Origin of the sequence: Stutzerimonas degradans (assembly GCF_024448505.1) — a bacterium.
GTDB classification, from domain to species: domain Bacteria; phylum Pseudomonadota; class Gammaproteobacteria; order Pseudomonadales; family Pseudomonadaceae; genus Stutzerimonas; species Stutzerimonas degradans.
This window is the reverse complement of sequence record NZ_JAMOHV010000016.1, coordinates 1-12,436: the sequence shown is the minus strand read 5'-3', so window position 1 is coordinate 12,436 and position 12,436 is coordinate 1. Positions and strand designations below refer to the sequence as shown.

At 65.3% G+C, this 12,436-nt stretch carries 10 protein-coding genes and 1 pseudogene; 6 read left to right on the top strand and 5 right to left on the bottom strand.

What is annotated here, in order from left to right:
- Positions 1-173: 173 nt before the first annotated feature.
- Together NAV27_RS17120 and NAV27_RS17115 are read right to left on the bottom strand one after the other, a co-directional pair.
- Positions 174-581: a PA2817 family protein gene (locus NAV27_RS17120; RefSeq protein WP_102829434.1), complete on the bottom strand. Its 408-nt coding sequence runs from the start codon at positions 579-581 to the stop codon at positions 174-176.
- A 133-nt stretch (positions 582-714) separates the two neighbouring features.
- A complete protein-coding gene (locus NAV27_RS17115) occupies positions 715-3,162 on the bottom strand; it encodes an acyl-CoA dehydrogenase (RefSeq protein WP_102829435.1) in 2,448 nt (815 codons plus the stop codon).
- Positions 3,163-3,311: 149 nt separating this feature from the next.
- On the opposite strand from NAV27_RS17115, the gene NAV27_RS17110 reads away from it, so the two are divergent.
- From NAV27_RS17110 to NAV27_RS17090, 5 genes are all read left to right on the top strand, one after another.
- Positions 3,312-4,187: a YihY/virulence factor BrkB family protein gene (locus NAV27_RS17110; RefSeq protein WP_102829436.1), complete on the top strand. Its 876-nt coding sequence runs from the start codon at positions 3,312-3,314 to the stop codon at positions 4,185-4,187.
- A 164-nt stretch (positions 4,188-4,351) separates the two neighbouring features.
- A complete protein-coding gene (gene gpgS / locus NAV27_RS17105) occupies positions 4,352-5,467 on the top strand; it encodes an N-acetylglucosaminyl phosphatidylglycerol synthase (protein ID WP_102829437.1) in 1,116 nt (371 codons plus the stop codon).
- The gene (gpgD, locus tag NAV27_RS17100) at positions 5,460-6,221 is read left to right on the top strand and encodes an N-acetylglucosaminyl phosphatidylglycerol deacetylase (RefSeq protein ID WP_102829438.1); all 762 of its coding nucleotides are present in this window, start codon (positions 5,460-5,462) and stop codon (positions 6,219-6,221) included. Before gpgS ends, gpgD begins: the two co-directional genes overlap by 8 nt.
- Positions 6,218-7,216 (top strand): glucosaminyl phosphatidylglycerol flippase, encoded by a 999-nt coding sequence (gene gpgF, locus NAV27_RS17095; protein WP_102829439.1) that lies wholly within the window; start codon positions 6,218-6,220, stop codon positions 7,214-7,216. The genes gpgD and gpgF overlap by 4 nt, the downstream gene beginning before the upstream one ends.
- A 91-nt stretch (positions 7,217-7,307) precedes the next feature.
- The gene (locus NAV27_RS17090) at positions 7,308-7,499 is read left to right on the top strand and encodes a CsbD family protein (protein ID WP_003290440.1); all 192 of its coding nucleotides are present in this window, start codon (positions 7,308-7,310) and stop codon (positions 7,497-7,499) included.
- Between the two features lie 61 nt (positions 7,500-7,560).
- Here the strand turns inward: NAV27_RS17090 and fdxA are convergent, their stop codons facing one another.
- From fdxA to qhpR, 3 genes are all read right to left on the bottom strand, one after another.
- Positions 7,561-7,884, bottom strand: a complete 324-nt coding sequence (gene fdxA, locus NAV27_RS17085) for a ferredoxin FdxA (RefSeq protein ID WP_008570000.1) — start codon at positions 7,882-7,884, stop codon at positions 7,561-7,563.
- 130 nt (positions 7,885-8,014) lie between these two features.
- Positions 8,015-10,594 carry a DNA mismatch repair protein MutS gene (gene mutS / locus NAV27_RS17080; RefSeq protein WP_102829440.1) on the bottom strand — a complete coding sequence of 860 codons (2,580 nt, stop codon included), beginning with the start codon at positions 10,592-10,594 and terminating at the stop codon, positions 8,015-8,017.
- 273 nt (positions 10,595-10,867) lie between these two features.
- The gene (gene qhpR / locus NAV27_RS17075) at positions 10,868-11,956 is read right to left on the bottom strand and encodes an AraC-like transcriptional regulator QhpR (RefSeq protein WP_043296624.1); all 1,089 of its coding nucleotides are present in this window, start codon (positions 11,954-11,956) and stop codon (positions 10,868-10,870) included.
- 288 nt (positions 11,957-12,244) lie between these two features.
- Here qhpR and NAV27_RS17070 point away from each other — a divergent pair.
- Positions 12,245-12,436: pseudogene (locus NAV27_RS17070) on the top strand (aldehyde dehydrogenase family protein); the annotation flags it as partial.

Below are 12,436 nucleotides of genomic sequence, written 5' to 3'. Positions count from 1 at the left end.
ATGGGAGTAGGGTGCGCCATGCGCACCAATCCTGAGTTTCAGCCCGCAGCATAAGGTGAGCGCGGCGCGCTCTACGAGGGTTGTAGGGTGGAAAACCGCGCAGCGTTTTCCACCGCCAGCCGTGGCAAGAGGGCAGCCCTGTGCCGGATGCACACGGCGCGCCCTGTCCATGATCAATGCCGCGGGCTTTCGTCCGGCATGCTCAGCAGCTGTTTTTCCTGGTTCCAGTCGAACGGTTCGCCGCTTTGTTCGGCGTCGTAGCGGCGTTCTTCGAGTTGCTGGAAGACGGCGATTTCCTCGTCGGGCATGAAGTGCAGGCAGTCGCCGCCGAAGAACCACAGCAGGTCGCGCGGGACGAGATGGGCGATCTGCGGGTAGCGGTGGAAGACTTGGCAGATCAGATCCTGGCCCAGGTGACGCTCTTCCGGCACGTTCTGCAGGTTCATGATCAGTTCATCGAAGCGTTCGAGGAACAGCGCGTGGCTTTCTTCCGAAACCTGCTCGGCTTCGCCCATCGCGAGCAGGATGCCGCGCAGATGGGCCAGCAGGGCAAGGTTGTGATCGTGATAAGGGTTGGCCATGTGTGCACCTGTGTCGGGTTGGGGGCGCGATTATAGACAGGCGCGCCGTCGGGCGGGCCTGTTCGATTGACTCGCGGGCGTGCCGAGGGTTCGGCACGCGGCGTCAGCCGAGATGCTGCGTCGTCAGGTGCCGCTAACGCACGCATCCGGGCGGCAGCCGCAGTTCCTCCTGGCTGAAGTCGTCCACATCGATAACACGTCGGCGGGCGGCTTCGGCGGCGTACAGGCGGTTTGCCTCGTTCTCGTCGAGAATTCCCGCCTCCTGCGCGGCCGCGAGCGGATCGCTGCCGGGTGCCGGTTTGAGCGAGCCGCTCTTGAGCGCCTGATGCAGTTTCTTCGCCGCCGGCTGGCTGGCCGTCAGGTTATGCAGGGCATGGTGCAGGCCGCCCAGTGGTTCGTCCGCGCTTTGCGGTCGATAGAAACCATCGAGCACGCGTGCCAGCGCGGGATCGCCTTCGGGGCGACCGAGGATGGCGGCGACCTCGGCATCCAACGCATCCGACGGGCCCGGATGGCGCGCGCCGAAGGGGAACACCAGTGCGCCCAACAGGCAGCCCAGAATGCGATTGGGGAAGTTGCGCAGGATGTCGCGCAGAGCGGTTTCGCATGTGTGTAGGCAGTCTTCCAGCGCCCATTGCAGCAGCGCCTCCTGATCGGCGGGCTGGCCCAGATCGTGGTAGCGCTTGAGCGCCGCCGAGGCGAGGTAGAGGTGGCTGAGTACATCGCCCAGGCGCGCCGACAGGCGTTCGCGACGCTTGAGTTCGCCGCCCAGCAGCAACATCGAGAGGTCGGCGAGCAGCGCGAAGGCGGCGGCGATACGATTCAGCGCCAGGAAGTACGGGCGGCTCAGGTCGTTGCCTGGCGCCTTGCCGAAACGCCCGAACGTCAGGCCGAGCACCAGGGTGCTGGCGGCGTTGCCGACGGCGAAGCCGATGTGTTGCATCAGCAGTCCGTCGAACTTGCTGACGGCGGCATCGCGATCCGGTTCGTGGACCAGCGCCATTTCCTTGAGCACGAACGGATGGCAGCGAATCGCACCCTGACCGAAGATCATCAGATTGCGCGAGAGGATGTTGGCGCCCTCGACGGTGATGGAGATCGGTGCGGCCTGCCACAGGCGGCCGAGGTAGTTGTTCGGCCCGAGGATGATGCCCTTGCCGCCGTGGATGTCCATCGCATCGCGCACGCACTGGCGGCCGCGCTCGGTGAGGTGGTACTTGAGGATGGCCGAGAGCACCGAGGGCTTCTCGCCCAGGTCCACCGCGCTGGCGGTCAGCGTGCGTGCGGCATCCATCAGCCAGGCGTTGCCACCGATGCGCGCCAGCGGCTCCTGGATGCCTTCGAAGGCCGCCAGTGGCACGCCGAACTGCTCGCGGATCTGCGCGTAGCGACCGCTGGCATAGCTGCACACCTTCGCCGCGCTGACGCCGGTGGCCGGCAGCGAGATCGAGCGACCGACCGACAGGCAGTTCATCAGCATCATCCAGCCCTTGCCGATCATGTCGCGTCCGCCGATCAGCGCATCGAGCGGGACGAAGACGTCCTTGCCCCGGTTCGGGCCGTTCATGAATGCCGCGCCGAGCGGCAGGTGGCGACGTCCGATCTCGACCCCGGGGGTGTCGGTGGGGATCAGCGCCAGGCTGATACCCAGCTCGTCCGCCTCGCCGAGCAGATGCTCCGGGTCGTAGGCCTTGAAGGCGACACCGAGCAGGGTGGCGACCGGGCCGAGGGTGATGTAGCGCTTCTCCCAGTTCAGCCGCAGGCCGAGCACTTCCTCACCCTGCCACTGGCCGCGGCAGATCACGCCGCTGTCGGGCATCGCGCCGGCGTCGGAGCCGGCATAGGGGCCGGTGAGCGCGAAGCAGGGCACGTCGGTGCCGCTGGCCAGGCGCGGCAGGTAATGGCTGCGCTGCTCGTCGGTGCCGTAGTGCAGCAGCAGTTCGGCCGGGCCGAGCGAGTTGGGCACCATCACGGTGCTGGCCAGATCGCCGCTGCGCGTGGCGAGCTTCATCACGATCTGCGAATGGGCGTAGGCGGAAAACCCCTTGCCGCCATATTCCTTGGGGATGATCAGGCCGAAGAAGCCTTGCGTCTTGATGTAGTCCCAGGCTTCGGGCGGCAGGTCGAGGCGCTGGGCGATGTCCCAGTCGCTGACCATCGCGCAGAGCGTTTCGGTTGGGCCATCGAGGAACGCCTGTTCCTCGTCCGTCAGGCGGGCCGGCGGATAACCGAGCAGGACGTTCCAGTCCGGCCGGCCGCTGAACAGTTCGCCATCCCACCACACCGTGCCGGCCTCGATGGCGTCGCGCTCGGTATCGGAGATCGGCGGCAGTACGCGCTTGAACCAGTCGAACAGCGGTTCGCTCACGTAGCGACGGCGGATATCGGTAATCAACAGCGGCACTGCGACGGCGGCCAGCAGCAGCCAGAGCAGAGCGACCAGCCAGCCGGACACTTCATCGGCGGCGCTCATCGCCAGCAGATAGAGCGTAACCAGGGCCAGGCTCGGGACGAGCGCCAGGCGCAGATGTGCGATGACGACTAGGCCAAGCAACAGGACCAGTAACCAGATCAACGTCATGGAGAGCGTTCCTTTATCGACGTGGGTGTGCTGACAGCATAGGCGTCCTCGCGGCATGCCGGCGCGACGCGTGCCCGGCGGTGATCTCGCCCGAACTCTTGCGCGGGGCTATCGTCCCAGTTCAGACAGGTCAGTTGGCGGGGAGCGGTATGGCATTTCTGGATACGCGTGGCATCGGTTTCGGCACCTTGCTCAAGCGCACGATCAAGGAGTTCAGCAACGACGACATGTCCACCTACGCCTCGGCGCTGGCGTACCGGGCGTTGTTCTCGCTGTTTCCGTTCCTGCTGTTTCTCATGGCCCTGCTGGGCTTTCTCAACCTCTCGGAGTTCTTCGCCTGGCTGCGTGAACAGGCGGCGCTGGCGCTACCCGCGGTGGCGATGGAACAGGTCAATCCGGTGATCGACCAGCTGCAGCAACAGAAAAGCGGGCTGTTGTCAGTCGGTATCCTCGTGGCGCTGTGGACGGCGTCGGCGGGCTTCCGTTCGCTGATGAATGCAATGAACCGGGCCTACGACGTCGACGAGGGGCGGCCCAGCTGGAAGCTCATGCTGTTGTCGCTGCTCTACACGATCGGCACCGCCGTGATTCTGCTTGCCAGCGCCGGGCTGATGATCGTCGGTCCGCAGGTGATGGAGTGGCTGGCCGATCTCGTCGGCCTGAAGGAGACGATCGTGCTGCTCTGGGCGTGGCTGCGCTGGCCGGTGGTGGTGTTCCTGATGATGCTGCTGGTGGCCGTGCTGTACTACGTCACGCCGGATGTGAAGCAGGAGTTCCGCTTCATCACGCCCGGCTCGGTGCTCGCGGTGATCGTCTGGATCGCCGCATCGGTAGGTTTCGGCATCTACGTGCAGAACTTCGCCGACTACAACGCCACCTACGGCAGCATCGGCGCGATCATCGTGCTGCTGCTGTACTTCTACATTTCCGCGGCGGTGCTGCTGCTGGGCGCCGAGCTGAATGCGGTGATCGAGCACCACTCGGTCGAGGGCAAGGACCCGGGCGAGAAGGCCGCCGATTCCTGACCGGTCCGCCCGGCGAGCGGTACGGCGAACGTCTATTCTGCAGAAGGGTCCATACCGTTCATTACAGAATTCCTGCGAGCTGCAGCGGCATGGCGGGGCGGCCGACCAGCGGCGCCGAGGCAATTCCGGGGTTCTGGGCCGAAACCGGATGGAGACGTTGCATCTTGCACATCGCCGATATGACCATGTTTTACGCGCCGGCCAGTGGCGGCGTGCGTACCTACCTCGAGGCCAAGCACCGCCGCCTGCAGCTTTATTCCGGCGTTCGCCACAGCATTCTTGTCCCTGGCAGCAGCTATCAGCAGCATGCTGGCATCTACGAGGTGCCAGCCCCGGCCCTGCCGTTCGGCAAGGGCTATCGCTTTCCGATCCGTCGCGGTCCCTGGCGTAATCTGCTGCGTTCACTGCGCCCCGATCTGATCGAAGTGGGCGATCCGTACATGACCGCCTGGGCGGCGCTGGATGCCGGGCGCCGGCTGGATATTCCGGTGATCGGCTTCTACCACTCCGATCTGCCGTTGCTGGTCAGCAACCGCATTGGTGGCTGGCTGGGCACCAACATGAACGGCTATGTCTCGCGGCTGTACGGCAGTTTCGATCGCGTGCTGGCGCCCAGCCAGGTCATGGCGGACAAGCTGACGGCGCTGCGGGTGCGCAACGTGTATGTGCAGCCGCTGGGTGTCGATCTGGAAACGTTCAGCCCGACGCGTCGCGACGTGCATCTGCGACGTGAGCTGGGGCTGGAGGACGATTGCCGCCTGCTGATCTTCGCCGGGCGTGGCTCGCGCGAGAAGAATCTGCATGTCCTGCTGGAAACCGCGCGCATCCTCGGCCGGCCGTATCACCTGTTGCTGGTAGGGTCGAGCATGCCGCACCGGGTGCCGGACAACGTCACGGTGATCGACCAGTTCTGTCCGGCCAGCGAGGTCGCGCGGTTGCTCGCCAGTAGCGACATGCTGCTGCATGCCGGCAATCAGGAGACGTTCGGCCTGGTGGCTTTGGAGGCGATGGCCAGCGGCATTCCGGTGGTGGCCGCGCGCGCCGGTGCGTTGCCGGAGCTGGTGCCGCCACACACCGGCCGTCTGTGCCGGCCGCTGGATGCGCGCTCGATGGCGCTGACCGTGCAGGAGCTGTTCGAGGACGATCCGCAGCGGCTCGGCAGGCAGGCGCGCCAGCACGTCGAAGCCCATCACGCGTGGGATGCGGTGGTCGCCGGCCTGCTCGCGCACTACCACGCCGTGCTCGGTACGGCCGATCTGCCGGTGGCGGTACATGGCTGAACCGGTGCTGATGCTGGTGCTGCACGATGTGGCGCCGCAAACCTGGCCGGATTACCGGCCATTCGTCGAGGCCGTCGATGCACTCGGCACGATCCCCATTACCTGGCTGGTGGTGCCGGACTTCCACCGGCGCAATCCGCTGCAGGCGCACCCGTGGTTTCTCGACCTGCTCGGTGAGCGCCTGGCGCGCGGCGACGAGCTGGTGCTGCACGGCTACTACCATGCCGACGACGCGCCGGCACCGCGCACGCCGCGCGACTGGTTCATGCGCCGCATCTACACCCATGAAGGGGAGTTCTACGCGTTGGCCGAAGCCGAGGCGCGCCGACGGCTGGAGCAGGGCATGCAGCTGTTTGCCGAGCAGGGCTGGCCGCTGCATGGCTTTGTCGCGCCGGCCTGGCTAATGAGCGTCGGTACCCGGCAGGCCCTGCGGGGCAGTGGCCTGAGCTATACCAGCGATCCGCAACGGTTCTACCGCCTGCCGGACTTTGCGCCGATCACCGCGCCAGGGCTGGTTTGGAGCGCGCGCAGCGCCTGGCGTCGCGGGCTGTCGCGACTGGTCTGCGAGCGCCAGCTGCGCAAGCACAAAGCGGCGACGCTGCTGCGTCTGGGCCTGCACCCGGTGGATATGCGTCACGAGTTCTCCCGCCACTACTGGCTGCAGCTGCTGCAACGCCTGCTCGCGGAGGGGCGGCGCCCGGTCAGCAAGATCGAATGGCTGCGCCAGCAGTCGCTGGTGAGTCAACCGGCATGAACCGCAGCGCCTGGCTGTTGCTCGGTGCGTTGCTCGCCGCGGCACTGGTGCCACTGCTGCTGGGTGGTACCGGCTTGTTCGAGCGACTGTTGCGCTTTCCACCCGGGTTGCTGCTGGGCATGCTCGGCATGGTGCTCGCCGGCTGGTATCTGAATGCCTGGCGCCTGCGCTTGTTGGTCGGCCGGCGCACGCTCGGCCAGCGGCGTGCGCTGGGCATCGTGGTAGCTACCGAGTTCGCCATCTGCGCGACGCCCGGCGGTGCTGGCGGGCCGCTGACCGCGATGGCTCTGCTGATGCGCCAGGGCGTGACACCGGCAAGAGGCACGGCGACCTATGCGGTGGAGCAGCTCAGCGACCTGCTGTTCTTCGCCTGTGCGCTGGTCGGCGTGCTGATCTATGCCATGACCCATGCCTTCAATGCCTATGTTGGCAGTCTGCTGGGCTTCAGCGCGGCGCTGCTGCTCGGCGTGCTCATACTGCTGGGGCTGCTCGGGCGTTTCCATCGCCAGGTGTTTCGCTTCAACGGTTGGCTGGTCAGGCACCTGGGAATGCGGGCGAAGCGGCGGCGACGCTGGGCGCGCAAGATATTGGGGTTTCGCAATGCGCTGCTCGATTGCTTCCGCTTGCCGCGCCGGGTGCTGCTCGGTGTATTCGTGCTGACCACGCTGCACTGGCTGCTGCGCTTCAGTGTGCTGTATCTGACGCTGCGCGGATTGCAGAGCGAGATCGCCTGGGCCTGGACCTTCGTGGTGCAGATTCTGGCGCTGACGGCTGGTCAGCTCAGCCTGCTGCCTGGCGGCGCCGGCAGCGCCGAGCTGGCTTCGGCCGCGCTGCTGACGCCGATGGTGGGTAAATCCAGCACGGCGGCGGCGATCCTGATCTGGCGCTTCGTCACCTATTACTTCTACCTGATCGTGGGTGCCCCGGTGTTCCTGCAACTGGCCGGGCGACCACTGCTCAATCGACTGATGCGCAGCCGGCGAGCGACGACCTGACGCGCCGTTCCGATGGCCGGGAGGAAACTATCGGCGCGCGCACCCGGTCCACCCTTTGTAACCGATCACTCAGCAGCAAAGGGGAGCCGCCATGAGCAGCACCGAAGACAAGATCAAGGGCAACACCAACGAAGCTGTCGGCAAGATCAAGCAGGGTATTGGCGAGGCCACCGACAATCCGCGGCTGAAGGAGGAAGGGCAGCGTCAGGAGATCAAGGGTGACGCCCAGCAGGTCAAGGGTGACGTCAAGGATACGCTGAAGAAGGGCATCGACCGGGCCTGATCGGTGCGCTGCACACATGAAAATGCCCGCGAATGCGGGCATTTTTCGTCGCAACGGGCGATCAGCGCTCGAGGTACTGCAGCTTGTCCTTGACGCCGTCCCACTCTTCGGCATCCGGCAGCGAGTCCTTCTTCTCGGTGATGTTCGGCCAGACTTCGGCCAGATCGGCGTTCAGCGCGATGTATTCCTGCTGATCGTCCGGCACTTCGTCTTCGGAGAAGATCGCCTGGGCCGGGCACTCCGGCTCGCACAGGGCACAATCGATACACTCGTCCGGGTGAATCACCAGGAAGTTCGGGCCTTCGTAGAAGCAGTCCACCGGGCAGACTTCCACGCAATCGGTGTATTTGCACTTGATGCAGTTGTCGGTGACGACGAAGGTCATTTCTAGCTATCTCCTCAGGCGGGTCAGGCAGCGTTGGCAGACGCTCCTGTGTGGCAGCAGACAGGGTGGCACCAGGCAAACGCCACCGTATCCAAAAAATTGCGCGCGATTCTACCAGTTTATTGGCGCATCAGGCTTGCGATTTAAGGCTGTATAGCAGGTCCAGCGCCTGTCGCGGAGACAGATCATCGGGATTGATTCGACGCAATTGCTCGATCACAGGATGCGGCAAACTGGCGAAAAGATCGCTCTGCACCGGAGGCGCGGACTGGCCAGCTGCCATTCTCGGCGCTTCGTGGGGCAGGCTGGTGGTTTCCAGCCGCGACAGATGGTCGCGGGCGCGCTGTATGACCTCGCCCGGCACGCCCGCCAGCTGCGCCACCGCCAGGCCGTAGCTCTGGCTCGCCGGCCCCGGCAGCACATGATGGAGGAAGACGATGCGCTCGTTGTGCTCGGTGGCCGACAGGTGCACGTTGGCCACCACGGGCTCGCTTTCTGGCAGCACGGTCAACTCGAAGTAGTGGGTGGCGAACAGCGTGAAGGCGCGCAGCTTCGCCAGCTGCTCGGCGGCTGCCCAGGCCAGCGACAAGCCATCGAAGGTGCTGGTGCCGCGACCTACTTCGTCCATCAGCACCAGGCTCTTGTCACTGGCGTTGTGCAGGATGTTGGCGGTTTCGCTCATCTCCACCATGAAGGTTGAGCGCCCGCCGGCGAGGTCGTCCGAAGAGCCGATGCGGGTGAAGATGCGGTCCACCAGTGACAGCTCACACGCCGCCGCCGGTACGAAGCTGCCAATCTGCGCCAGCAGCACGATCAGCGCGGTCTGGCGCATGTAGGTGGACTTACCGCCCATGTTCGGCCCGGTGATGACCAGCATGCGGGTGGCGTCGTCGAGGGCGAGATCGTTGGCGACGAAGGGCGTCTCCAGCACCTGCTCGACCACCGGGTGTCGACCCTGCTCGATGCGCAGGCAGGGCTGTTCGACGAAGCGCGGACGATTCAGATCGAGGTTAAGTGCGCGCTCGGCGAGGTTGCTCAGCACGTCCAGTTCGGCCAGCGCCGCGGCGCTTTCCTGCAGGGGTGGCAGATGGCCGATCAGCAGTTCCAGCAGCTCGTCGTAGAGCAGTTTTTCGCGGGCGAGGGCGCGGCTCTTGGCCGACAGCGCCTTGTCCTCGAACTCCTTCAGCTCAGGGGTAATGAAGCGCTCGGCGCCCTTGAGGGTTTGCCGCCGGATGTAGTCGGCCGGCGCCGATTCGGCCTGCTTGCTCGGCAGCTCGATGAAGTAGCCGTGCACGCGGTTGTAGCCGACCTTGAGGTTGGCGAGGCCAGTACGGGCCTTCTCGCGGGTTTCCAGATCCATCAGGTACTGACCGGCGTTCTCGGAGAGCGACTGCAGCTCGTCCAGCTCGGCGTCGTAGCCGGTCTTCAGCACACCACCGTCGCGGATCACCGCCGGCGGGTTGTCGATGATGGCGCGGGCCAGCAGCTCGGCCAGCTCCGGGTAGGTGCTGATGCTGGTCGCCAGTTGGAGCAGATGCGGCGCCACCAGCGCCTGCATGCCGGCCTGCAGCTGCGGCAGCGCAGCGAGGGCGTCGCGCAGGCGCGCCAGATCGCGCGGACGGGCGTTGCGCAGGCCGATGCGGGCGAGGATGCGTTCCAGGTCACCGATGTCCTTGAGCTGCGGCTGCAGCTGCTCGAAGCGGTAATGCTCGAGCAGGCAGGTGATCGAGTCCTGGCGCGCTTCGAGAATCTCGCGGTTGCGCAGCGGGCGGTTCAGCCAGCGGGTCAGCAGGCGCGAGCCCATGGCGGTCTGGCAGCGGTCCATGACCGACTGCAGGGTGTTGTCGCGACCGCCGGCCAGGTTCACGTCCAGCTCCAGGTTGCGCCGGCTGGCACCGTCGAGGATCACCGTGTCGTCGAGGCGCTCGTGGCGCAGGCTGCGCAGGTGGGGCAGGGCGGTGCGCTGGGTTTCCTTGGCGTAGGTGAGCAGGCAGCCGGCGGCACCGATGGCCAGCGTCAGGTCCTCGCAACCGAAGCCCTTGAGGTCCTGAGTGGAGAACTGCTGGCAGAGGCTCTTGAAGGCCGAATCGCGATCGAAATCCCAGGGCGCGCGACGGCGCACACCGCGGCGTTTCTCCAGCGGCAGGCCCTGCGGCCAGTCGTCGGGGATCAGCAGCTCGGCCGGGCTCAGGCGCTCCAGTTCCGCGAGCAGGGTTTCCCAGCCCTTGAGTTCCTGCACGCTGAAGCGGCCGCTGGCGATGTCCAGCACCGACAGGCCGAACAGCTTCTCGTCACCGACCACCGCCGCCAGCAGGTTGTCGCGGCGCTCGTCGAGCAGCGCCTCGTCGCTCACCGTACCGGGGGTGATGATGCGCACCACCTGGCGCTCCACCGGCCCCTTGCTGGTGGCCGGGTCGCCGATCTGCTCGCAGATCACCACCGATTCGCCCAGCTTGACCAGTCGCGCCAGGTAGCCCTCGGCGGAGTGGAACGGAATGCCGGCCATGGGGATCGCCGTTCCCGCCGACTGACCGCGCGCGGTGAGGGTGATGTCGAGCAGCGCCGCGGCCTTCTTGGCATCGTCGTAGAACAGCTCGTAGAAGTCGCCCATGCGGTAGAACATCAGCTGATCCGGATGCTCGCGCTTGAGCTTCCAGTATTGCTGCATCATCGGGGTGTGCTGCGAAAGATCGGAGATTGCCTTGTTCATCAGGTGCTTAGAAATGGGTGCTGGACTGGGTGGAGCAGAGTTGGGGCGAATCACGCGGCGGACTGCGTGCCTGACCCGATGTATCGCAGCTCGTTGGCGGACTCGTCGCCCAGCCATTTGGCGTACATCTGGGCCAGCCTCGTGAAGTCCTCGTGCTTCATCTGCTTGGCGATGAACGCAAGGTTACCACGCGCTACCGGGCACTCGCAGGCGCACCAGACGTGCGCGTTTGGGCTCGTTCTAAGGTTCGCGTTCCACGCAAACCAGGCGCAGCTACGGCTGCCGGGTGTCGACCAGATCGCTGTGCTGGCGCCACTGGCGGGGACTTACGCCGAACCAGCGGCGGAATGCACGGGAAAAGGCACTGGTCTCGGAATAGCCCAGCAAGGGTGCCAGCTCCGAAATGGGCAGCTGCTGCTGGCGCAAGTAGTAGGTCGCCAGCTCCTGGCGCTGCTTGTCCACCAGCGCGGAGAAACTCAGCCCTTCCTCGCGCAGGCGACGCTGTAGCGACCAGCTGCTCATGCCCATCTGCTCGGCGATATCTTCCAACCCCGGCTCGCCCAGCATCAGACGCTGGCGGATCTGGGCGCGCGCGTCGTCGACGACGTCCGGCTCTTCGCCGCCCGCCAGGCTGAGCTGGCGCAGGGAATCCTGCATGACCATCAGCAGGATCGGGTCGCTGCCCGGCATGGGACGGTTCAGGCCGGCCTTGGGGATCAGCAGCGAGTTGTACGGCTGCTCGAAGTACACCGGCGCATCGAAGACCTTGCTGTGCTCGTGCCAATCCGCCGGGCGCGGGTGTTCGAAGTGCACCGCGCGCGGCGCCCATTGGCTGCCGAGCACGTGACGAATCAGGTTGCGGGCCATGCCCAGGGTCAGCTCCGCGTCCTGCCGCCGGCAGAGGATGGCGCCGTGGCGGACCTGATAGTCGAAGCGATAGCACTCCCCATCATCGACCAGACGAATCAGGCTGTTGCGTTGGTGCAGTGGGAAGGCGCGGGCGAAATTGATCAGCGCCTGCTCGACCGTTGCCGAGCACAAGCCGATATAACCCAGCAGTCCCAACGCCTGTGGCTTGAACTGCTGGCCATAGTACAGACCGAAGTTGTCACAGCCCGATTGCCGCGCCGCTTCTTCCAGCACCTGGCAGTAGTTCGGCAGCGCGAGGCTCAGGGTCGGATGCTGCAGCAATTGCGCATCGATGCCCGACACGCCGAGCACCCGCTCGGCGTCGCCTCCCTGCCGCTCGATGAAGGTGCACAAGCCGCTGGCCGCTGCGGCCAGCACGCCGGCATGTTTTTGCCCGCTGGTGACAAGCGCCAGGCCGGCCGACGCATCCGTCTGCTCGAATAAGGAACTCATCGAAGTCTCCACAACGTAACGTTCCGCGACATGAAGCCAGAGCAACCGGGCGCGCCAGAGCACTCGTGCTCTTAAGGCGCGCGCTTGCGAGCGTCACGCCAAAACGCGCAGCAAACAAAACGCTCGTCCAAGGCCTGCGACATTTCGTCACGAAGTTGACTGTAGGCGACAGCAGAGCTTTGTTCGGGTCAAGTCGCACGCATGAATCTGACTCAAGATCAATATGAGCCGTGCTGAGATTCGGCCAGTGCATCAATTATTACAAGAGTCATCCTTCGGAGAATTCCCATGATCTACGCCCAACCCGGTACTCCAGGCGCCGTCATTTCCTTCAAGCCGCGCTACGGCAACTACATCGGCGGCGAATTCGTGCCGCCGGTCAAGGGGGAGTATTTCGTCAACACCTCGCCGGTAAACGGTGAGGTGATCGCCGAGTTCCCGCGTTCGGGCGCCGAAGACGTGGAGCGTGCGCTGGACGCT